Annotated in this window: 21 protein-coding genes; 10 read left to right on the top strand and 11 right to left on the bottom strand. The window is 60.9% G+C overall.

All coding sequences use genetic code 11. From position 1 onward, the window contains the following. Positions 1-82: 82 nt before the first annotated feature. A complete protein-coding gene (locus ACQY5P_RS11185) occupies positions 83-1,138 on the top strand; it encodes a ribonucleotide-diphosphate reductase subunit beta (protein ID WP_428406947.1) in 1,056 nt (351 codons plus the stop codon). Positions 1,139-1,180: 42 nt separating this feature from the next. Here the strand turns inward: ACQY5P_RS11185 and ACQY5P_RS11180 are convergent, their stop codons facing one another. Together ACQY5P_RS11180 and ACQY5P_RS11175 are read right to left on the bottom strand one after the other, a co-directional pair. After that, positions 1,181-3,481: a S8 family peptidase gene (locus ACQY5P_RS11180; RefSeq protein WP_428406946.1), complete on the bottom strand. Its 2,301-nt coding sequence runs from the start codon at positions 3,479-3,481 to the stop codon at positions 1,181-1,183. A gap of 140 nt (positions 3,482-3,621) precedes the next feature. Next, the gene (locus tag ACQY5P_RS11175; RefSeq protein ID WP_428406945.1) at positions 3,622-4,644 is read right to left on the bottom strand and encodes a patatin-like phospholipase family protein; all 1,023 of its coding nucleotides are present in this window, start codon (positions 4,642-4,644) and stop codon (positions 3,622-3,624) included. Positions 4,645-4,772: 128 nt separating this feature from the next. On the opposite strand from ACQY5P_RS11175, the gene ACQY5P_RS11170 reads away from it, so the two are divergent. Further along, on the top strand, positions 4,773-4,985 hold the full coding sequence (locus ACQY5P_RS11170; protein WP_428406944.1) for an AMP nucleosidase: 213 nt from the start codon (positions 4,773-4,775) through the stop codon (positions 4,983-4,985). 85 nt (positions 4,986-5,070) lie between these two features. Next, positions 5,071-6,513, top strand: coding sequence for an alanine/glycine:cation symporter family protein (locus ACQY5P_RS11165; protein WP_428406943.1), 1,443 nt, complete (start codon positions 5,071-5,073; stop codon positions 6,511-6,513). Here the strand turns inward: ACQY5P_RS11165 and aguB are convergent. Beyond that, positions 6,510-7,361: an N-carbamoylputrescine amidase gene (aguB, locus tag ACQY5P_RS11160; RefSeq protein ID WP_428406942.1), complete on the bottom strand. Its 852-nt coding sequence runs from the start codon at positions 7,359-7,361 to the stop codon at positions 6,510-6,512. The genes ACQY5P_RS11165 and aguB overlap by 4 nt on opposite strands. Positions 7,362-7,511: 150 nt before the next feature. Here aguB and ACQY5P_RS11155 point away from each other — a divergent pair, with 150 nt between their 5' ends. The 3 genes from ACQY5P_RS11155 to ACQY5P_RS11145 are packed head-to-tail and all read left to right on the top strand — an operon-like array spanning position 7,512 to position 9,658. Then, positions 7,512-8,150 (top strand): 2-hydroxychromene-2-carboxylate isomerase, encoded by a 639-nt coding sequence (locus ACQY5P_RS11155; protein ID WP_428406941.1) that lies wholly within the window; start codon positions 7,512-7,514, stop codon positions 8,148-8,150. 51 nt (positions 8,151-8,201) lie between these two features. Then, positions 8,202-8,510 carry a hypothetical protein gene (locus tag ACQY5P_RS11150; RefSeq protein WP_428406940.1) on the top strand — a complete coding sequence of 103 codons (309 nt, stop codon included), beginning with the start codon at positions 8,202-8,204 and terminating at the stop codon, positions 8,508-8,510. Positions 8,511-8,512: 2 nt separating this feature from the next. Next, on the top strand, positions 8,513-9,658 hold the full coding sequence (locus ACQY5P_RS11145; protein ID WP_428406939.1) for a serine hydrolase domain-containing protein: 1,146 nt from the start codon (positions 8,513-8,515) through the stop codon (positions 9,656-9,658). Here the strand turns inward: ACQY5P_RS11145 and ACQY5P_RS11140 are convergent, their stop codons facing one another. Continuing rightward, positions 9,659-9,943, bottom strand: coding sequence for a hypothetical protein (locus tag ACQY5P_RS11140; protein ID WP_428406938.1), 285 nt, complete (start codon positions 9,941-9,943; stop codon positions 9,659-9,661). A gap of 112 nt (positions 9,944-10,055) precedes the next feature. Further along, complete coding sequence (locus tag ACQY5P_RS11135; protein WP_428406937.1) at positions 10,056-11,024, bottom strand: alpha/beta fold hydrolase; 969 nt, start codon at positions 11,022-11,024, stop codon at positions 10,056-10,058. A 109-nt stretch (positions 11,025-11,133) separates the two neighbouring features. Here ACQY5P_RS11135 and ACQY5P_RS11130 point away from each other — a divergent pair, with 109 nt between their 5' ends. Continuing rightward, positions 11,134-11,559, top strand: coding sequence for a PaaI family thioesterase (locus ACQY5P_RS11130; protein WP_428406936.1), 426 nt, complete (start codon positions 11,134-11,136; stop codon positions 11,557-11,559). Here ACQY5P_RS11130 and rarD read toward each other — a convergent pair. The 3 genes from rarD to ACQY5P_RS11115 all read right to left on the bottom strand — a co-directional run bounded on the left by rarD (position 11,556) and on the right by ACQY5P_RS11115 (position 14,446). Further along, complete coding sequence (gene rarD / locus ACQY5P_RS11125; RefSeq protein WP_428406935.1) at positions 11,556-12,485, bottom strand: EamA family transporter RarD; 930 nt, start codon at positions 12,483-12,485, stop codon at positions 11,556-11,558. The genes ACQY5P_RS11130 and rarD overlap by 4 nt on opposite strands. A 142-nt stretch (positions 12,486-12,627) precedes the next feature. Beyond that, positions 12,628-13,377: a hypothetical protein gene (locus ACQY5P_RS11120; RefSeq protein WP_428406934.1), complete on the bottom strand. Its 750-nt coding sequence runs from the start codon at positions 13,375-13,377 to the stop codon at positions 12,628-12,630. Positions 13,378-13,420: 43 nt separating this feature from the next. Next, entirely contained in the window at positions 13,421-14,446 is a 1,026-nt protein-coding gene (locus ACQY5P_RS11115; protein ID WP_428406933.1) for an aspartate-semialdehyde dehydrogenase, read from the bottom strand. A gap of 182 nt (positions 14,447-14,628) precedes the next feature. On the opposite strand from ACQY5P_RS11115, the gene ACQY5P_RS11110 reads away from it, so the two are divergent. Next, entirely contained in the window at positions 14,629-15,894 is a 1,266-nt protein-coding gene (locus ACQY5P_RS11110) for an MgtC/SapB family protein (protein WP_428406932.1), read from the top strand. Between the two features lie 2 nt (positions 15,895-15,896). On the opposite strand, the gene ACQY5P_RS11105 is transcribed toward ACQY5P_RS11110, so the two are convergent. Then, a complete protein-coding gene (locus ACQY5P_RS11105) occupies positions 15,897-16,739 on the bottom strand; it encodes an LD-carboxypeptidase (protein WP_428406931.1) in 843 nt (280 codons plus the stop codon). Then, the gene (locus ACQY5P_RS11100) at positions 16,736-17,434 is read right to left on the bottom strand and encodes a hypothetical protein (RefSeq protein ID WP_428406930.1); all 699 of its coding nucleotides are present in this window, start codon (positions 17,432-17,434) and stop codon (positions 16,736-16,738) included. Before ACQY5P_RS11100 ends, ACQY5P_RS11105 begins: the two co-directional genes overlap by 4 nt. 99 nt (positions 17,435-17,533) lie before the next feature. Here ACQY5P_RS11100 and ACQY5P_RS11095 point away from each other — a divergent pair, with 99 nt between their 5' ends. Next, the gene (locus ACQY5P_RS11095; RefSeq protein ID WP_428406929.1) at positions 17,534-18,934 is read left to right on the top strand and encodes a UDP-N-acetylmuramate--L-alanine ligase; all 1,401 of its coding nucleotides are present in this window, start codon (positions 17,534-17,536) and stop codon (positions 18,932-18,934) included. On the opposite strand, the gene ACQY5P_RS11090 is transcribed toward ACQY5P_RS11095, so the two are convergent. Beyond that, the gene (locus ACQY5P_RS11090) at positions 18,931-19,236 is read right to left on the bottom strand and encodes a putative quinol monooxygenase (protein WP_428406928.1); all 306 of its coding nucleotides are present in this window, start codon (positions 19,234-19,236) and stop codon (positions 18,931-18,933) included. The genes ACQY5P_RS11095 and ACQY5P_RS11090 overlap by 4 nt on opposite strands. Before the next feature lie 168 nt (positions 19,237-19,404). Here ACQY5P_RS11090 and ACQY5P_RS11085 point away from each other — a divergent pair, with 168 nt between their 5' ends. After that, positions 19,405-20,055 carry an OmpW/AlkL family protein gene (locus ACQY5P_RS11085; RefSeq protein ID WP_428406927.1) on the top strand — a complete coding sequence of 217 codons (651 nt, stop codon included), beginning with the start codon at positions 19,405-19,407 and terminating at the stop codon, positions 20,053-20,055. The last annotated feature ends 27 nt before the right edge of the window (positions 20,056-20,082 follow it).

The following is a 20,082-nucleotide window of genomic DNA, read 5'->3' as shown; positions in this document are numbered from 1 at the left end:
TTATCTTGCGCCAAACCCCAAAGCAAAGCACAAGATATAGATAAATTTAGCGCCAACCCACGACGATTGCAGGATCCAGAAAATGCCTGACGCATCCCAGTTGCTCAATGACGCCGCCGCCGATTTGCCGGGCCTGATGACCCCGTCTTTCGCCTATAAGCCGTTCCGCTATCCGTGGGCTTACGATTTCTGGAAGCGCCAGCAGCAGGTCCACTGGATGCCGGAGGAGGTGCCGCTGGGCGAGGACTGCAAGGACTGGGCGAACAAGCTCGACGACGGCGAGCGCAATCTCCTTACCCAGATTTTCCGCTTCTTCACCCAGTCGGACATCGAGGTGAACGACAATTACATGGAGCGCTATTCCCGCGTCTTCAAACCGACCGAAGTGAAGATGATGCTGTCGGCGTTCTCCAACATGGAGACGATCCATGTGGCCGCCTATGCGCTGCTGCTTGAGACCATCGGCATGCCTGATTCGGAATTCTCGGCGTTTCTCGAATATCAGGCGATGCGCGACAAGCATGACTTCATGCAGAAATTCGGCGTCGACAGCCATGAAGACATTGCGAGAACGCTTGCGATGTTCGGCGCCTTCACCGAAGGGCTGCAGTTATTCGCATCCTTCGCCATGCTGATGAATTTCCCGCGCTTCAACAAGATGAAGGGCATGGGCCAGATCGTGACCTGGTCGATCCGCGACGAGTCGCTTCACTGCGAAGGCATGATCCGGATGTATCACGCCTTTGCGCGCGAGACCGGCTGCGTGACCAAGCAAGTCGCGGACGACATCGTCGAATGCTGCCGCACCGTTGTCGGGCTCGAAGACAAGTTCATCGACCTCGCTTTTGAAATGGGCCCGGTGCAAGGCATGACCGCCGAGGATATCAAGCAATATATCCGCTACATCGCCGACTGGCGCCTCGGCCAGCTTGAACTGCCGAAGCTTTACGGCGTCGAGAAACATCCGCTGCCATGGCTGACGGAAATTCTGAACGGTGTCGAGCATGCCAACTTCTTCGAGGCGCGCGCGACGGAATACTCAAAAGCGGCGACCCGCGGTGAGTGGCATGGCGATGATGGCGTCTGGTCGAATTTCGACAAGATGATGGCCCGCCGCAAGGAAGCTGCAAACGCTTAAACAGGCAAGAAAGCGGCGGACGCCTGGGGCGTCTGAAGCGCTCTAGAAATCGAAACGGCCGCGCAGGAGCGCGGTCGTTTGCGCATCGAGGTCATAGCCGCCGAAAGTCTGGTGCATGAGATTGACGTCGATGACGCCGCTCTCGTCTGAAAACAGACGATAGCCTGCCTCGAAATCGAGCCGCCGTCCGGCGGCTGCGAGCGAAGCCGTTACCGGCGAGTAGAAGAACTCTTCCGTATAGGGATCGTAAGCCGTTGGCAGCATGAGCTCCAGCGCGCCGGCCTCGATCTGCAAGGGCTGGGAGACGCCGAGCCACAGCGCATCCGCTTCGCCGAAAAGCTTTTGACGGCTGACGGCGGCGGAAAACTGAGTTGTTTTGAGAACCGGTGCGTTCTCCGCAAACGCCTCGAAGCCGAAAGCGTCGGCGAAGGTCAGGCCTGCCGCGATGCGGCCCTGCAGCCGCCAGAGCGGCGCGGGGGACCAGACGCCTTCGATGGCGGAATAGACCGTTGTGGCGTTCATGTCGCCGCCGAAGCGCGCATTGAAAACGCCGCCTTGTTCCTGGCGCATCCCCTGTTCGAAGCGCAGGATTGTATCGCCAAAGGCGACATTGACGCCGCCGCGCAGAACGAAGACATCCGGGTTATCCATGGGAAGCCCGTCGTCATAAAGCGCCGTCTCAAGCGTCAGATCGCGGTCGCCGCCGGCCGTCATCATCAGGTCGGCGGTGATGTTTTTCGCCGGCGAAAATTGCATCATCGAGGTGACGGCGTCGGCGCTGCGCGGCAGATAGGCGTCGTTAAAGGCGCTGTCGCTCAAGAAAGGCGTCGCCCGGGACGGGACCGCCATGCGGTCGACGGCGGCGGCCGAGAAGCCTTGCGCCGCGATGAGATGCGTTTCTTCATTGATGGCGCCCGAGAAGGCGAAGCCGATCGACTCTTCTGCGCGCGCGTCGCTGCGTGAAGACGCGCCGCCGAATGCGATCTGGTGGTCGATGAGCGAGCGCTGCGACCGGTCGCGCGAAGTGAGGCGCATTTGCAGCGACCAATTTCGGTCAAGCGTCATCGCCGAATAGCGGTGTTGGTCGAACGGGCTGTAGCGGCTTTCGAGATCGAAGCTATCCGGCGCCGATTGCGCGACGAGCGATGACAAGGACAGGCGGAAGTCGCGGCCATAGCCGTCGAGGACGACGATGTCGCCGAGTTCCGAAAGCGATGATCCATAGACGCCGGACAGGGTCCCGCCCATCGCTGCCGGGTCGACTTCCGAGCCTGAAATGCTGGAGGTGGAGACGCCGTTCATGGGGCTGGTCGCGGCGGCGAGATTCAAGAGCCCGCGGCCGTAAATCGGATCCGTGCCTGGGGCGCCGAGATCCGTCGCGGTTGCAAGCAGGATTTCCACGACTGTTTCGGCGTCCAGCGCCGGCCAGAGCGAACGGACAAGCGCGACAGCGCCGGTGATGACCGGCGTCGCGGCGCTGGTGCCGGAAAAAGAGCGCGTTTGCGACGCCGTCCCGTTCGGAACGACGCCGCGCAGAAACTCGCCCGGCGCGACGAGATAAATATCGGCTGCAATCCCGGCGCGATCGGAGAAGCTTGAAATATTGTTCGCCGCATCAACTGATCCGGCGATGATCACATTCGGCTCTCCGGCGACGTCAAGCGCGCCTAGCGCCGACTCGTCCGGGTTGGCGTCGCCGTCATTGCCGGCGGCTACGACAGCGACCACATCGGCGTTTTTCAGCGTTGTGAAATCGCCTGCGAATTGCGGCCGCGCCGCCGGCTCGTCCGTGCCGAAAGACATGTTGACGACGCCCGCGCTGAGACTGGCGGACCGGCTTACCGCTTCGCCGATGGCGTTTCCGAGCAGCGAGTTGTCATCCATGCTGTCGTCGTCGACGCGATAGATGAGCAGCGTTGCTTCAGGTGCAACGCCATGGATGCCGGCGCCGTTTCGCGCCGCGGCGATGATGCTGGCGACCGGCGTGCCGTGATCGTCGTAATCGAAAAGGTCCGGGCCGCCGGCGCGCACGTCTCCCGGCGCCACAACGCCCGCAATCAAAAGATCGGCGCTTTGCGGATGAATGCGGCCCAAAAATTCCGGATGATCGTCGTCGATGCCGGTGTCGATGACCGAGATGATGACGCCTGCGCCTTGCGCATCTCTTTCATAGGCGGCGATGGCGCCGATGCGGTCGAGCGCCGGCTGGTTCCGGTATTCCGCCGTGTCGTAATTCACAGGCGCAGGGGCGGGTGGCGGAGGCGGGGCCGGCGCCGGGGTCATGGGGGACGGAACCGCCCCGCCGCCTCCGCCGCCGCAGGCGGCAAGGCCGAGGCTCAGCATAAAAAGGAAAAAAACGCTTTTAAACAAGGACATATCCGGCTTCGCCATGACTGAACGCTCGCCCCGGCGGCCACCATACTGCGGCTTCCATGGCAAAGGGTAAATGCGGGCGCTGGTCTCTTACCTTTTCCCGCAAGGCCTCAAACAGGCTTTAATTCCTCCGCGAGGGCGCGCAATTGTGGCCGCATCTCCTCGACCATTTCGAGCGCGCCGCGCGTCAGGCGGGCGATGTTTCCTTTCGAGGCGTCGTCGATGCGGTCCGAGCCGCGCCCTTTTTCGAGGCGGTAATCGAAGCGGACATATTTGTCGTCGAGCAGATAATGAAGCTGCCGGCTGACGGCGCGCGCCTGCCCGTCATGGATGGCGGAAATAAGGGGTGTGCGGAATTTTCCCGCCGGTGATATCCATTCCGAGAACCCCCAGCCCTTGGCTTTTTCAAAGGGGTAATTCCGCGTCTGGCGGCCTGTGCCAAGAGAGATGACGTGAATGTCGTCGCCTGGGAAAAGCCGCGCGGCTTCTGCGACCGCCGTCATGGACGGGTCGTTGAGATAAACGGCGCCGTCGATTGCGGTCCAGCTTTGAGAACGGTCCGGCGTTTCAACGCGGTGCGGCGGAAAGAAAGTCGGCGCCGCGCTTGACGCCATCATCGCGTCCCGCACGGAAATCATGCTGAAGCATTTGCATTCTTCCATGTCTTTGTAATCGGGCCCGCCGCGAAACAGGACAATGTCGCGCGGATCGATGGAATAGGCGGGGATCAGAAGATTGCGCCGGGCGCTCGCGAAGACGACGTCCCCGAATTGTTCTTTCAGGACGGCGCCGAGGCGGCTTGCATCGTGAAGCGGACCGAAAAGCTGCGGCAGGCGGCCGATGACCGGAATGTTGCAAAACCATCGCGACGGAAAGATGCGACGCGAGGTCTCCTCGAAAAACCGCACGATTTCCGCCGGCGCGGGCCCTCGTCCTCCATCGGGCCGGGGCAGGGCGAGGGCGGCGGCGACGAAGGAGCCGCTCGACGTGCCGGCGATCAGGTCGAAACAGTCCCCCACGGAGCATGTCTTCCCCACGGCCTTGAACTCGGCGTCGAGGGCGTCAAGCACAATGGCCGCCACGATGGCGCGCACTCCGCCGCCGTCAATGGACAGAATATGCCGCGTGGTCATGGGCTCCCCCTATTTAAGAGACTTTCTCTCGTTGCAGCGTGTCCGGCGGTGTGGACAAGGACGGGCGGCGCGGCCATATTCGGCGCAAAATTGTGACAGTTCAAATCACGAACAAACAGAAGGCTCCCATGTCCAACGATCCCGAACGCATCACCATCATCGCCCGCGAGTTCACGGCGGCCGCGCTTGAGTTTCACCGCGGCAAGATGGCGGAAAAGGGATATCGCATGGAAGGCTCCATCACGCCGCGGACCTTCAAGATGATCGAAGGCATGGAAGCGCCGAAGGATCTGTTTGACGCCGAGCCGCTTTTCGCCGTGACTTTCGTCAAGAAAGACTAGGCTTTCCGCCAAATTCGACATTTGCAGGCGCCTTCGCTAGGTTCGTCTTTCCCGCCCGTGGCTGAAGACAACCCAAGCGAGAGTCATGATCGCATCGCTCAACGCCTTGCTTTGGGGCAAGGTTTTAATTTTCGTCCTGATCCCTGTCGGATTGTGGTTCACCCTTCGCTCGCGTTTCGTGCAGTTTCGGCATTTCGCCGAAATGTTCGGGATTTTTCGCGAGGCCTTCAAGCATAAGGCCGATCACCCGTCATCCTTTCAGGCGCTGGCCTTGTCGGTGGCCGGCCGCGTCGGCGCCGGCAACATCGCGGGCGTCGCGGTGGCCATCACCCTTGGCGGCCCTGGCGCCGTCTTCTGGATGTGGCTCGTCGGCATTGTCGGCATGGCGACGAGCTTTTTCGAATGTTCGCTCGCCCAGCTTTTCAAGCGCCAGGAGCCTTCCGGCGATTTCCGCGGCGGGCCGGCATTTTACATCCAGCACGGATTGAAGAAACGCCTCGGTCCATTGGCGCCGGTCCTGGCGGGCCTCTATTCGATCCTGCTCCTCGTCGCATTCGGCTTCGCCTTCAACGTCCTGCAAAGCTATGCCGTCTCGACATCGGTGAGCGGCGCCTTCGGCTTCGATCCGCGCATCGTCGGCGTCGTGCTGGCGGCGTTTGTGGGGCTCGTCATCTTCGGCGGCGTCCGGCGCATCACCCGCGTCGTGGAGATCGTCGTGCCGGTGATGGCGCTCAGCTATATCGGCCTTGTGCTGTTTATCCTCGCGACGCGCATTACGGACGTGCCGGATGCGCTCGGCCTCATCGTCGAAAGCGCCTTCGGCTTGAACGAGGCTGTCGCCGGCGGCATCGGCGCCGCGCTGACACAGGGCATCCGCCGCGGGCTTTTCTCAAATGAAGCCGGTCTTGGCTCGGCGCCGAATGTCGCCGCTGTCGCCTATGTGGCGCATCCGGGCCAGCAGGGCGTCGTGCAGGCGTTTTCGGTCTTTATCGACACGCTGATTATCTGTACCTGCACCGCATCGATCATCCTTCTTTCAGGCGTTGATTTCACCGACTCTAATGTCGACGGCGTGATCCTGACGCAGACGGCGCTGGCGGCCCATGTGGGCGGCTGGGCGGACGAGTTTGTGGCGACGGCGCTGATGCTCTTCGTCTTCTCGTCGATCATGTATAATTATTTTCTCGGCGAGAACGCGCTCGATTTCTTCATTCATGAAAACAAGATCGTGTTCACGGCGTTTCGCATTGCGACGCTGGGGTTCGTGCTGATCGGCTCCAATTTAGACCTCAGCGCCGCTTTCGGGTTCGCGGACGCCGCCATGGGATTGCTGGCGCTCGTAAACCTCTTTGCGCTGGTGCTGTTGTTCCCCATCGGGCTGCGCATCATGCGCGATTTCGACGCTCAGCGGAAAAAAGGGATAAAGCCCGTCTTCGATCCGGCGGATTACGCCGATCTCGATATCGATGCGGCGGCCTGGAAGCTAGAACCTGACGACGAAGCGCGTCTTGCGCAAAAGCGCGCTTAGCGGTTTCCGGTGAGCTTGCCGTAAAGCTCCGGGCGGCGGTCGCGGAAAAAGCCCCAGCTTGCGCGGCGCTCGTCGAGATGGTCGAGATCGACCGTCGCGGCGGCGAAGCCTTCTTCACTCCGCGACATATCGGCGATGAAATCGCCGCCATCATCGACAATGAAAGACGAGCCGTAAAAGATCTGTCCGTCTTCGTCGCCGATGCGGTTCGCCGCCGCCACGGGAACAACGTTGGAGACCGCGTGACCGGTCATGGCGCGCCGCCAGCGATCGCGGGTGTCGAGGCCTGGATTTTCCGGCTCCGAGCCGATGGCGGTGGGATAGAACAACACTTCCGCGCCCATAAGCATCATCGCGCGCGCCGCTTCCGGGAACCACTGGTCCCAACAAATGCCGACGCCGAGGCGGCCGAATTTCGTCGACCAGACTTTGAAGCCGGTGTCCCCGGGCCGGAAATAGAACTTCTCCTCGTAACCGGGCCCGTCAGGGATATGGCTTTTGCGGTAAAGCCCGAGGAGTTCGCCATCGGCGTCCACCGTAACGAGGCTGTTGTAATATTCCTGTCCATCGCGTTCGAAGATGGAGATCGGGAGGACGACGCCGAGCTCTTTCGCGAGCGGCGCCAGCGCCGTCACCGCGGGATGCTCCTGCCACGGATAAGCGGTGGTGAAATGAACCGTGTCTTCGGTCTTGCAGAAATAGGGGCCCTGAAACAGCTCCGGCGGCAGGATCACCTGCGCGCCGTCTTTCGCCGCGTCGCGGATCAGCTTTTCAACCGTTCTGATGTTCGCCGTCATATCCTCGCCGAAGGCGGCTTGCAAAACGGCGAGGCGGAGCGTGCGGGCCATGTTTTGTCTCCTGGGAACGTCTGATTACCGCCGTTTGTGAGCGGGGCGCTTGACCCGATAGCGGGCCGCCGGTGATGGTGCAATCAAGCCTGACGCAAAGGCTCTTGCAAACAGGCGGCGGAAATAAGCGAGGGGGCGGGGAAATTCAATATGGCGGTTCTCGAAATCTACTGGTCGTTCCGCAGCCCCTATTCCTATCTCGCGACGGAGCGGCTCTGCGCCATCAGGGACGACTACGATGTCGAGGCGAGATTTCGCCCGGTGCGCCCGCTCGCCATGCGTGAGCCTGACTTCTTTGAACGGGGCCGCAAGCAGTTCGTTCCCTATCTCCTGCGCGATTTCCCGCGCGAGGCTGAACGGCTGGGCCTGCCTTTCGGTCTGCCGCAGCCCGACCCTATCGATATGGATATGGGCTCGGGCAAGGTCGCGCCGGAGCAGCCGCTGATGGACCGGCTCATGCGGCTTGGGATCGCGGCGGAGGAGAGCAGAAAGGGCCTCGATTTCGCCCGCGCCGCATCACGCCGCATCTGGACCGGCGAGCCCTGGTCCGACGACAAGTCCCTTGCCGAAGCGGCGGGAGAAGCAGGCCTCGATCTCGCGGCGCTTGAAAGCTGGGCGTCGGAAAATGAAACGATAATAGCCGAGGCGATCGAAGCTAATGAAGCGGCGCAACTGGTTCATCATTGGGGTGTTCCTCTGATGGTGCTCGATGGCGAACCGTTTTTCGGACAGGACCGCATCGATGCGCTGGTCTGGCGTCTCGACCAGCGCGGCCTAAAGCGCGGCTAGCGCCGCAAGGCCAAACGCTCTAGGGTTTTCGCCGAAGTGAGGGAGGAAACGATGCTGAAGAAATCCATATTGCTGATCGCGGCGCTGTCGCTCGGCGCCTGTGCGACCATCTCGCCGCGGGCGCGCATTGAGAACCGGCTCGTGGAAATTGGACTTTCCGAACGCAAGGCAGAATGCATGGCCGGTGAACTCGATAATCGTCTCGACCGCAGCGACCTGAACGACGTTGCGGATTTCCTCGGCGATGTGAACGAAGCGTCTTCTGACGGCGAAAATTACGACGCGCTTCTGAATATAGACAATGCGCGCGCCGCGGCCGCCATCGCCGCCGCCGGCCTTTCCTGCGCCTTCGGCCGCTAAGCGTGAACAATTGGGCAGATTCTCGTATCGCCGGCGCCGCCGGCGAACTCGATCCTGTTTTTGTAAGCGTCGGCGACGCCTTTGCGCAAAATTTTGAGGATGGGCTGGAACTCGGCGCGTCTTTCGCCGTCGTGATTGGCGGCGAAACTGTGATCGACATTCGCGGCGGCTTTTCGGACCGCGCGAAAGAAACCCATTGGCGCGAAGACACGCTCGCCTGCATCTATTCGAGCGGCAAGGCGGTGACGGCGTTTCTGATGGCCCGCGCCGCCTCGGAAGGTCTCGTCGATTACGATGCGCCGGTTGCGCAATACTGGCCGGAATTCGCCGCCGCCGGGAAGGAAAAGATCACGGTCGCCGAGGCGCTCTCCCATCAGGCCGGGCTGTGCGGTTTTCCGGAGGAGATGCCGCCTGAAACCTGGCTCGACTGGGACGCGATCTGCGCCAAGCTCGCGGCGATGGCGCCGCTGTGGACGCCGGGTACGGCCAATGGCTACCACCCGCAGACGGTCGGTTTCATCGCGGAGGAAATCCTGCGCCGGACGACCGGAAAAAGCGTCGGCGCCTTGGTCGCCAAACTAGCAGGTGAGCACGATCTCAATCTTTTCTGCGGCATGAACGCCGATGAGGCGGCCCGCGCGGCCTATATGCCGAAACCGCCCAAGGCGCCGGATCTCGGGGCCATGAATGAATACAAGCAGGCGGCGTTTCTGAAGCCGTGGTCGGCGCCGGGGAAAGTCAGCCGCGAGGCATGGATGGCGGCGGAGTTGCCCGCCTCAAACATGCATGCGGATGCGCTTTCGCTCGCGAAAATCGTTCATCCGCTGGCGAATGAAGGCCGCGATGTTTCCGGCGCGGCGGTGCTGAGCGGCGATGCGATCGACGCCGCCCTCGCCGAGCGCATTCGCGGCGACGATCTCGTGCTGCCGTTTCATTTATCGTGGAGCGCTGGTTTGATGCGCAACATCAACCGCCATTTCGGGCCCAATGAAAACGCATTCGGTCACGCCGGTTTCGGCGGTTCATGTGTTGTCGCGGACCCGGAAAATAATCTCACCGCGGCTTATGTGATGAACAAGATGTCGCCTTATCTGGTGGGCGATCCGCGCGCGGTGAGATTGCTTGATGCGGTTTATGCGTCTCTTTGATTAAAATTTAAGGCGAAAATCGAGACTGACGAAAGCCGGCTGCGGATAGCCGGGCATCACCTTCGCCATATTGAGGCTTTCCTCCAGATGCTCCCGGCGAAGCGGCGTATCGGCGCGCGCGCGTCGCGTCACCGCTGCGACTTCGACGCGCTTCGCGGCGACGGAAAACGCCGCCAGCGCGCGCGGCTCAGCGCGCATGAAGGATTGTTGATCTGCTGCGCCCGCCGCCGCCGGGGCCGATCCCATCGCCATCGTCGCTCCCACGATCATTGCAATTGTATTCACGCGACCCTCCATTTCTTTCCCTGTATGGCGAAATCGTGGCAGGCGCGGGTGAGCGAAAGTTTAGCCGTTCACGCGGATTTTATCTCAAAGCTCGCCGTGAAACTCTTTCAAATTAGACTGAAAAGCGCCGTTTCAGCCAGTCGAGCATGAGCGCATTCGCCTCTTGCGGCTTCTCCCACATCAGCCAATGGCCGCAGCCGTCGATGACATGCTTTTCAAGATCGGGAACAAGTTTTTCCATCCCGTCTGACGTCTCGGGCGGCAGAAAAAGATCGAGTTCCGCCCCGATCCACAAGGACGGCGCGGCGATGGTTTCGTCGCGTCCTTCCATCAGGCGCCAGTTCCAGTCGATGTTGCGGTAAAGATTGATCCCGCCGTGAAAGCCGCTGCGTTTATAGGCTTCCACATAAACCTGAATATCCGCCTCCGGAATAATGGCGTTGTCCTTCGATGGCGCAGGACCGTCGCGAAAGCGCCCCGGCAGGTCGTAGACATGGGGAAGGAGCGCGGCCTGTTTTTCTTTCGGCGCCGGCGCGCGGAACATCAAGTGAAAGAACCGGTCGAGATCGGTTTCAAACAATCTCTCAGGCGCATCGCGCTCCTGAAACTGGATGAAGTAATGCTTCGGGCCGAAGCGCTTTTCGATGATCTGAAGCGGCGGCACGGGCGGGCGCGGATGCAAGGGCGTGCACAGGCCGATGATACCTGCGACTCGCTTCGGATGCAGCTGGCCCATGGACCAGACGAGGGCGCCGCCCCAGTCATGGCCGCAGAAAATCGCTTTATCGATCCCGAGCGCATCGAGGAGCGCCGCGAAGTCGCCGGTCATCTCACCCGCGCCGTAAAGCGCCGGGTCTTTCGGCGCGTCGGAGCGGCCGAAGCCTTTGAGATCGACAGCAATGGCGCGAAAGCCGGCGTCGGCGAACTCGGCGAGCTGGTTTTTCCAGGAATAGGCGATTTCCGGCCAGCCATGGATGAAAAGAACCGGCGGGCGCCTCCCTTCAGGATCGCCATTCGCTTCGTAAATGGCGAGATTTGTTTCGCCTGCCTTAAGGGATCGGGGCGCCGGAAAATCTGTCATGGGATGAGCATGAGTGCGGGCGCCATTCCCATCAAGGGGAAATGTCAGAGGGGGTCGAAGGCGCCGGAAAGCATTTGCGTATAAGGCGCGATGGGCTAATCACGAGACCATGAACACGGACAAAGACCTCGCATCCCGCGCCGTTCCTGAGGGTTGGACATTACAGTCCCATCGCGAAACCTTCAGCGGTCACGCAGGCCCGTTTTACTTCCGCAAAGAGGGCGGCCCGGCGGGCGTCGGATTTTTTTCGGAATCTCATCACGCGAATATGGGCGGCATCATTCATGGCGGCGCGCTGTTGACGCTCGCCGACATGGCCCTCTGGGATATTTGCCGCCGGGAAATCGGCGTCTTCAAAGGCGTCACCATAACGCTCAACGCCGAGTTTTTGAGCGCCGGTCCCGTTGGCTGCTTCATTGAAGCGACGGGCGAGATGGTGAAGGCCGGGCGCAAGATGCTGTTTGCGCGCGGGCTCGTCACCGCCAATGGCGAAACGCTGATGAGTTTTTCCGGAACCCTGAAGCGCGTCGGTTAGGCGGGTTGCCGGGCGGCGATGCGCATCTTGCGGTTTGCACGGACGGCGTCGAGGCTGAAGATGGCGAGCGCCGTCCAGATCAGGCCGAAGCAGACTGCATGAAAAGGCGTGAACGGTTCGCCGTAATAAAGTCCGAGAATGAACTGTCCCGTGGGGCCGATATATTGCAGGAAGCCGAGGGTTGAAAACCGCAGGCGCCTTGCGGCGAGCGCAAAGAGGAGCAACGGAACGACCGTCACCGGCCCGGCGAGGATCAAGAGCGCATCAAGCCCCATATCGCCCTGCCCGAAGGCGAGGCCGCTCGCGTTCGAAAACCATAAGAGAAACAGAAATGCGAAGGGCGAGAGCAGCGCGGTTTCGATAAAAAGCCCCGGCATGCCGCCGACATCGAGCATCTTGCGCACATAGCCATAGGCGGTGAAGGAAATCGCGAGCAGAAGCGACACCCACGGGAAAACACCCGCGCCGAAGGTCAGGACCGCGACGCCCAGTGCGGCGAGCGCGACGGCGGTAAGTTGCGCGCGGTTGAGTTTTTCTTTCAGGACGAATACCCCGGCGGCGACGAACATCAGCGGGTTGATGTAATAGCCGAGGCTCGCCTGTAAGACGCGCTCATTGGCGACGGCCCACACATAAAGCAGCCAGTTCGCGGCGATGACGGAGGCGGAAAAACCGAGAAGCATGAGCATCCGCGGCGAGGCGAAGGCTTTCAGGGTTTCGCGCCACTGCTTGCGGAAGGTGAGGATAAGCGCGCCGAACGGAACCGACCATAAAATCCGATGACCGACGATTTCCATGGGGTCGACGTCGCCGAGCGCTTTCAGATACACCGGCAACAGCCCCCACATGCCATAGGCGAAGACGCCGCAGATGAGGCCGAGCCTCAATGCGCTGTCGTCTGTGGTGTTTTCCGTGCGGTCTGACATGGAAGTCCCGTTAAAAGCTCAGATTGCAGGAAGCGGCGGTGAAACGCCGCCCGAAACTTGCGGCTCATCTGGCTATGGAACTCGCCTCGCTATGGCGCAAGGCTTCCGCTGCGCAATTCTTTTGCAGAGCTGAAGAGAAAACCTATTGGGTGATTCCGTCGTCGCGCAATTTTCGCAGGATGCGCTCACGGGCGGGGTTAGAGGCGGGGCCTTTGTAAAGCGCGGTGATGACGATGCGGTCGTCTTTCGTCTCCGCCGCCGAAATGCTTTCGTACACGAAGTTTTCGTCAAAAAGCGGCTGCGGCGCGCGATAAAATTTCGGATTCTCGTTGAGCTTCGCGAGCTCCTGCTCCAGCGCGCGGCGCACGACGAATTCGAGCGGCAGATATTTCGAAAGGCCGGTCTGTTCGGAAAGGGTGAAGGCGCCGAGCCGGGCCTGCAGCTTTCCATTCTCCACATAAGGGATGAGGGTCACGTCAACGTTACCGGTTTCCTGGGCAAGACGCGTTGGGTCGCCTTGGCCGTTCCAGCCGCAGGACCAGTATTCGATTTCGAGATAGATTGAAAAACGGATGGCGCCTTCGGGAAAGCGGATGCGCGGCTCGCCAGAGGCCCAGCGCTCGCCGCAATCGCTGCGGCGGTTGGCGATCCAGTTTTTGAGATCTGTCTGCGTCTCAACCACGAACTTCGTGACGTCGGTGACAAGGGCGAGGCGGGTTTCGCCGCCGGCGGTTTTCTCATGAAATTCAATGTCCGCGACAACCGGCCGTCCGCCGAGATTCACTTTTGTCGGCGCATCATAGATTTCCGCATATCCTGAGGGCGCCTGCGCTACGGCGGGCGAGGCGAGGGACATCAGAATAAGAGCGCACAAAAGAAAAAGGCTTCGCATGAGCGAAGCCTAATTCATTGTGCGCTTCAGCGAAAGCGTGAAGCTACGCCGCCTGTTGCAGCATGCCCCGGTTGAGGAGGAGCTCGGCGATCTGGACCGCGTTCAGCGCCGCGCCTTTGCGGAGATTGTCGGAGACGCACCAAAAGGCGAGGCCATTCTCCACCGTCGGATCGACACGGATGCGGCTGACGAAGGTGGCGAACTCGCCGACGCTTTCGACCGGCGTCACATAGCCGCCGTCTTCGCGTTTATCGACCACAAGGATCCCCGGTGACTCGCGCAGGATTTCCCGCGCTTCGTCGTCGGAGATCGGACGTTCGAATTCCACATTCACCGCCTCGGAATGGCCGACAAAAACCGGCACGCGCACGCAGGTCGCCGTCAGCTTGATCTTCGGATCGAGGATCTTCTTCGTCTCCGCGACCATCTTCCATTCCTCTTTCGTGAAGCCGTCTTCCATGAAGACGTCGATATGGGGAATGACGTTGAAGGCGATCTGCTTGGTGAATTTCGATGGGCTGGGCGAATCGTTGACGAAAATCCCTTTCGTCTGATTGAAGAGTTCGTCCATGGCTTCCTTGCCGGCGCCAGACGTCGACTGATAGGTCGAGACGACGACGCGCTTGATCGTCGCTGCGTCATGCAAGGGCTTCAGGGCGACCACGAGTTGCGCTGTCGAGCAGTTCGGATTGGCGATGATATTTTTCTTGCGCGCGCCCGCGACCGCATCGGCGTTCACTTCCGGCACGATCAGCGGCACGTCGGGATCCATGCGAAAATGCGACGAGTTGTCGATGACGATGGCGCCGGTCTTGGCGATCTTCGGCGCCCATTCCTTCGCCACGGAACCGCCCGCCGCCATCAGCACGATATCGGCCTTGGAGAAATCGAACTGTTCGAGATCCTGGCATTTCAACGTTCGGTCGCCATAGGAGACTTCGCGGCCAATCGACTGGCGCGAGGCGATGGCGAAGACGTCCTTCGCCGGAAACAGGCGTTCTTCGAGAATGGCCAGCATTTCCTGGCCGACATTGCCGGTGGCGCCGACAACCGCGACGTTGACTTCCATGGGGTGACTCCAGTTAACGGGCCGCGAAAAACGACGCTGAGCCGATAATGTCAACCCAGCCTTGCGGCGGTGGGCTTTTGCGCCGGAATGAGCCGGATTTCCAGAGAAAAAATGTCAATAAAGGATCAGTCAGGCTATAAGACGTGTTTCTTTGCCGACTGCTTTCCGGCCCAGGAGATTTGATGCCCGATTTCGCCAGCGATCCCATGATGACCGATCTCGTTCATCTGGCGGTTGCGCTCGCCATCGGCTTCCTCATTGGTTTCGAGCGCGAGCACTCCCATGCGGAAGAGGCGCGCCAGCACACTTTCGCCGGGGCCCGGACCTTTTCCCTGACGGCGCTCGCCGGCGGGCTTTCGGGACTTGTGGATGAGGGGCTGATCCTGCCGTCCCTCATGCTGTTTTCCCTCGCGGGGCTCACCGCCGTCGCCTACTGGGCGACAGCGCGCGAAAAGCCGGGCGCGGGCGGCACCACGGAGATCGCGCTGTTGCTGACCTTCCTGTTGGGCCTCGCCGCCGTGCGCGGCCACGTTATGGAAGCGGCGATCGGCGGCGTTTCGACAGCGATCATCCTTTCGATCAAGCAAAGCGTGCAGCGCTGGGCGACCGCGCTCACCGAGGAAGAGCTTTACGCCGCCCTTCGTTTGCTCGCGATTTCGGTCATCATCCTGCCGGTCCTCCCCGACGAGGCTTTCGGGCCCTACGATGCGCTGAACCTGCGCGACATCTGGCTGATGGTGGTGTTCATCAGCGGGCTGTCTTTCCTCGGCTACTGGCTCATCAAACTCGCAGGCTCCGGCCGCGGCGTCTTGCTCACCGGCTTTGTCGGCGGTCTCGCCTCCTCGACAGCGACGACGCTCTCCTTGTCTCGGTTTGCGAAAAGCGGCGTGTCGGCGGGCGAGCTTGCCGCGGGGATCGTCGCCGCCAATGTGATGATGTTGATCCGCATCGGCGTGCTCGTGGCGGCGCTCGCTCGCGACGTGTTGGTGGCGCTGGCGCCGGGCCTGGTTGCGGCGGCGCTGGCCGGGGGCGCGGGCGTCTTGTGGCTCCGGCGCGGCCGGGAGCCTATGGCCGAAGAAGCCGAACTCGACCTCGGCAACCCCATGGAGATCAAGCCGGCGCTGATCTTCGCCGCGTTGCTGGCGGTAATCTCTGTGGCGGCGAGTTTCGGCGCGGAACAGTTCGGCCAGTCGGGCCTGATGCTGGTGGCGCTGATTTCAGGGCTCGCCGATGTGGACGCCATCACCCTGATCGCAGGCCGTAAGGCCTCCGGCGGCGAGATCGGCATGGGCGCCGCCGCCTATGCGATCATGATAGCGGCGGCGTCGAACATCGTTCTGAAGGCCGGCATGGCGTCCGTTATAGGCGGCAAGCCGCTGGGCCTGCGCGTCGGCGCCATCTTCGCCGCCATGATCGCCGCAGGCGCGGCTGCGCTACTTGTTCTCTGATTTCAGGCGGAGGCTGTGACGCCAAAAGGAACGATTTTGTTCTGCGCGTCATGGCCGATATCGGCGCGGCCGAGATAGGGGACGCCGGCGCGCGCGCACCAATATTGAATGATCTCTTCCTCGCTCGATCCGAAGGGCCGGTCGTTTTCCGGCACGTCGCTCAACCGCCCGAGCATGATCCCCGCCGCGCCCAGAATATTCCTGTCGCTCATGATCGAAAACATGGCGCGGTCGGTGCGGTAAAGATATTCGCCCACATCCTCGAGCATGACCACATGCCCGGTGAGATCGGGCGCCCAACTGGTCCCCGCGAGATGCGCGAGCACGGTGATGTTGAAGGCGGCGCAGGGCTTTCCGGTTTTGACCGTCGGTTCGAGACCCGATGCGTCGCCATGAACAAGATAGGAAAGCGCTCGCGCAATCGCCTCTTCGCCGCCCTCGCGATTAAGATCCGTCGCGATCGGTCCATGAACCTGTCGTCCGATTTTTTTCTTGTAAAGCCGCGCCAGGAGAAAGCCGTTGTCCGAATAGCCGAAATAGGTTTTGGCGCGCGCGTCTTCGTTCAGCTTGCCGAAGAGATCGTCATCGAGACGGCAGGCGCCATAGCCGCCGCGTCCGAACCACACGGCGTCATATTTCGGGTCGTTGGCGACTTCCAGAAAAGCGGCGCTGCGTTCGGCGTCGGTCCCGGCGAAGTGACCCGCGACGGAAAAACACTGTTCATGGAAATGAAGAGAAACCGAATCTCCAAAGCGCGCCGCCGCAATTTGGGCGGTTTTCTGGGCGAGTTCTCGCGTGAGAGGCCCGCCGGGGCAGACGATGGCGATATGTTTGGTGCTTGTCATTCTAGTCTTAAAGTAACAAAGTCGGACTGTTTCGTCAGTTGCCCAAAGCTGGCGTCTTTCGTAGCGACCCTGTTGCCCTCAATTGGAACTAAGCGTCCGCCGCGTGTCGGTTCGAGCCAAGATAATCTTGCCGCAATCTTTTCCGTCACTGGTTCATCCACCAATTCAAGCGTCAGCCCTGTCAGTTCGACGCCCGGCCAGAACGCCGCGGCGAAATCGTCCGGATTGACTTCATATACTGTCGTCGGGTCCGTTTCATCTTTAAAGGCCGCGATCTTGGGATACTGTTTGCGCGGCACGTCGATGACGCCCGATGCGGCTCGCAGCTTGTCAAAAGATGTTTCGCCTACACTGCCCGCGGAGGGCGCCACGTCATAGCCATTGAGAATGTCGTGGACGTAATCCTTGAGCAGGAAATAGGCGGTGCGTCCGCGCCCCATATCGAGGATCACGGCTTCGCCCCTCAGCTTCATCCGCGCAGCCATGCCTGAGAGGGAATTCGGCGTGCGGCGCAGCTTGATCTCGAGAACGCTTGAGCCTTCACGGGGAACGCCGTCTGCAACTGCGTGCGCTGTCACCTTCACATGCAGCGTGATCGCCTCGCTTGCGGATGGAGCGCAGCCGGAGAGCATGATCGCCGCAATGAAAGCGGGGAGTGCGTAAATCAGGGCGGGCCAAAATCTGGTCAATTTCATTGGGCACACGCTTGATGAAAGAGGGCGAAACGGGCTTCTTGGCCGAAACTAACCCATGGCAACTGTTTATTTCTTAATTTCCGATAGAGCGATCCGGCAATGACAGACTCAAAAGACTATTTTTTCTGCGGGATCGGCGGGTCGGGCATGCTGCCGCTGGCGATGATCGTCAAGGCGCGCGGGGCCCATGTGGAGGGCTCGGACCGGGCCCTCGATCAGGGCCGGACCGGCGCGAAATTCGACTATTTGCGTTCCCTTGGCATCGCGCTCCACGCCCAGGACGGCTCCGGCGTCACCCGCCCCTCGCAAATCCTCGTCGCTTCGGCGGCGGTGGAGGACACGGTGCCCGACGTCGCCGCGGCGAAGGCGGCGGGCGCCGCGCGGCTGTCGCGCGCTGAACTTCTCGCGCAGCTTTTCAATGAGTCCGAATGCCCTATCGGCGTCGCCGGGACCAGCGGCAAGTCGACGACCACAGGCATGATCGGCTGGATTTTGCATCACGCCGGCCAAAAGACAGATAAGTCGCCGACCGTGATGAACGGCGCCGTGATGAAGAATTTCGTCAAGCCCGATGCGCTGTTCGCCAGCGCGCTGGTGGGCGAGGGCGAGGCTTTCGTTTCCGAAGTCGACGAAAGCGATGGCTCCATCGCCATGTTTCGTCCGAAAGTCTCTGTGCTGAATAATATCTCCCTCGACCACAAATCGATGGAGGAACTGCGCGCGCTGTTCGGCGGCTTCATTGGTCATGCGCAAACGGCGGTGCTCAATCTTGATAATGACGAAACGGCGGCGCTGGCCTCTGTGCGCAAGGACGGCAAGCTCACCTATTCGCTGCAAGACAAAAGCGCAGACTTGTTTGCAGACAATATCGAGCCGCAGCCCTTCGGCGTATCTTTCGACGTTGTTACGAAAGATGAATCCGCGCGCGTCTCATTGAAAATGCCGGGCCGACACAATGTGTCGAATGCGCTCGCGGCGATGGCGGCCGCGTCGGCTTGCGGCGTGTCGTTGAAAGACGCGGCCAAAGCGCTTGCCGATTTCGAAGGCGTGAAACGCCGCCTTGAATTTGTAGGCGAAGCGAAAGGCGTTACGGTGATCGACGATTTCGGCCACAACCCGGACAAGATCACGGCGAGCCTTAAAACCCTGCATGAATTTCCAGGCCGGTTGCTGGTGATGTTCCAGCCTCATGGTTTCGGCCCCTTAAGGCTCATGAAAAACGAGTTCATCGCGACCTTCGCGGACCATCTCTCGGAAGACGACATTCTCCTGATGCCGGAGCCGGTTTATTTCGGCGGCACGGTGGACCGCTCCGTTTCCAGCAAGGATATTGCGGCGGGGATTGTCGCTGCGGGCCGCAAGGCGGAAGCGCTGGCGACGCGGGACGATTGCGGCGCGCGGCTTTTAAGACTCGCAAGACCCGGCGATCGCATTGTCATCATGGGCGCCCGCGACGATACGCTGTCGGTCTTCGCCGCGGATCTGCTGAAACAGCTCTAACCCATCAAATTGCGTTCTTCGCCAGCTTCGATGAAACGGATCGTCTGGCCCACGACGCCGGCCTCGCCGAGCTTCGCCATCCATACGCCCATATGCGGTTGTGTCGTATGGGCCAGCAGCGCCTCCCAGCTCTCCCAATATTCAAGCACGACAATCGTATCCGGCTCGGTGACGTCGGCGCCGTAGGAATAGTCGATGCAGCCGGCTTCCTGCCTCGTCGCGGCGATCACCATCTCCATGTCTTTTTGCAACTTCGCCAGCGCCCCGGATTTCAATTTCGCCTTGCCTGAAACGATAATCATCAATTTTCTCCTAAGTAGTTCTGCGTAGTATGAGGGTGAAAGCACGAGGGGTCGATAGGTATGAATGCGTGATTGCGACATTCTGCGCAGTCGCTCCTGACCCAGATCAATTTTTTTTCGCGGTCCGCGCGCAATGTCCCGTCGAAGCAAACAAGAGGGGCATTTGACATGCGCTCAACACTACTTTCCGCCGCCGCAATCCTTTCCGCCATGACGGCCCCCGCCGCCGCGGAGCAGGGCGACTGGCTTGTCCGTCTGCGCGGCATCATGGTCGCGCCCAATGAAGATTCCGGCGCCGTTCTGCCGGCCTTTCCCACGGGAACGGTTTCCGTCGATGACGCCATCGTGCCGGAACTCGACTTCACCTATTTCGTCACCAACAATATCGGCGTTGAGCTGATCCTCGCGACGAGCCCGCATGACGTGTCGGGCGAGGATGCGCTGGCGCCCCTGGGCGAGATTGTCGACGCCATGGTCCTGCCGCCGACCCTGACGCTGCAATATCACTTCGCGCCGGACGCCGCGATCCGTCCTTATGTGGGCGCCGGGATCAACTACACGATCTTTTACTCTGAAGACGCCAAGCCGGCGCTGACCGATGCTATTGGCGCGACGAGCGTGTCAATGGATGACAGCTTCGGCTGGGCGGTGCAGGCCGGTTTCGATATCCCGATCTCCGACCGCGTCTTCTTCAACGCCGATGTCAAATATATCGACATCGACACGACGGCGACGCTGACCACCGGCGCGCTCGTCAACGAAGTCGATGTCGACATCGATCCCTTCGTGTTTGGCATCGGCGTCGGCATGCGCTTCTAATCTTCTAATACGCAAAGTCCCTCCACT

This window comes from Hyphococcus sp., assembly GCF_965267305.1.
Classification (GTDB): domain Bacteria; phylum Pseudomonadota; class Alphaproteobacteria; order Caulobacterales; family Parvularculaceae; genus Hyphococcus.
The sequence above is the reverse complement of the archived record's forward strand: the minus strand, read 5'-3'. Positions and strand labels throughout refer to the sequence as shown.

Excerpts from the sequence above, each read along its gene's own strand:
- ACQY5P_RS11090 (WP_428406928.1), bottom strand. The coding sequence starts at position 19,236 with ATGATTATCGTTTCAGGCAAGGCGAAATTGAAATCCGGGGCGCTGGCG.
- ACQY5P_RS11085 (WP_428406927.1), top strand. The coding sequence starts at position 19,405 with ATGCGCTCAACACTACTTTCCGCCGCCGCAATCCTTTCCGCCATGACG.
- ACQY5P_RS11155 (WP_428406941.1), top strand. The coding sequence starts at position 7,512 with ATGGCGGTTCTCGAAATCTACTGGTCGTTCCGCAGCCCCTATTCCTAT.
- ACQY5P_RS11150 (WP_428406940.1), top strand. The coding sequence starts at position 8,202 with ATGCTGAAGAAATCCATATTGCTGATCGCGGCGCTGTCGCTCGGCGCC.
- ACQY5P_RS11120 (WP_428406934.1), bottom strand. The coding sequence starts at position 13,377 with ATGCGAAGCCTTTTTCTTTTGTGCGCTCTTATTCTGATGTCCCTCGCC.
- ACQY5P_RS11165 (WP_428406943.1), top strand. The coding sequence starts at position 5,071 with ATGATCGCATCGCTCAACGCCTTGCTTTGGGGCAAGGTTTTAATTTTC.
- aguB (WP_428406942.1), bottom strand. The coding sequence starts at position 7,361 with ATGGCCCGCACGCTCCGCCTCGCCGTTTTGCAAGCCGCCTTCGGCGAG.
- ACQY5P_RS11180 (WP_428406946.1), bottom strand. The coding sequence starts at position 3,481 with ATGCTGAGCCTCGGCCTTGCCGCCTGCGGCGGCGGAGGCGGCGGGGCG.
- ACQY5P_RS11170 (WP_428406944.1), top strand. The coding sequence starts at position 4,773 with ATGTCCAACGATCCCGAACGCATCACCATCATCGCCCGCGAGTTCACG.
- ACQY5P_RS11185 (WP_428406947.1), top strand. The coding sequence starts at position 83 with ATGCCTGACGCATCCCAGTTGCTCAATGACGCCGCCGCCGATTTGCCG.
- ACQY5P_RS11130 (WP_428406936.1), top strand. The coding sequence starts at position 11,134 with ATGAACACGGACAAAGACCTCGCATCCCGCGCCGTTCCTGAGGGTTGG.
- rarD (WP_428406935.1), bottom strand. The coding sequence starts at position 12,485 with ATGTCAGACCGCACGGAAAACACCACAGACGACAGCGCATTGAGGCTC.
- ACQY5P_RS11100 (WP_428406930.1), bottom strand. The coding sequence starts at position 17,434 with ATGAAATTGACCAGATTTTGGCCCGCCCTGATTTACGCACTCCCCGCT.
- ACQY5P_RS11105 (WP_428406931.1), bottom strand. The coding sequence starts at position 16,739 with ATGACAAGCACCAAACATATCGCCATCGTCTGCCCCGGCGGGCCTCTC.
- ACQY5P_RS11175 (WP_428406945.1), bottom strand. The coding sequence starts at position 4,644 with ATGACCACGCGGCATATTCTGTCCATTGACGGCGGCGGAGTGCGCGCC.
- ACQY5P_RS11135 (WP_428406937.1), bottom strand. The coding sequence starts at position 11,024 with ATGACAGATTTTCCGGCGCCCCGATCCCTTAAGGCAGGCGAAACAAAT.
- ACQY5P_RS11115 (WP_428406933.1), bottom strand. The coding sequence starts at position 14,446 with ATGGAAGTCAACGTCGCGGTTGTCGGCGCCACCGGCAATGTCGGCCAG.
- ACQY5P_RS11110 (WP_428406932.1), top strand. The coding sequence starts at position 14,629 with ATGCCCGATTTCGCCAGCGATCCCATGATGACCGATCTCGTTCATCTG.
- ACQY5P_RS11095 (WP_428406929.1), top strand. The coding sequence starts at position 17,534 with ATGACAGACTCAAAAGACTATTTTTTCTGCGGGATCGGCGGGTCGGGC.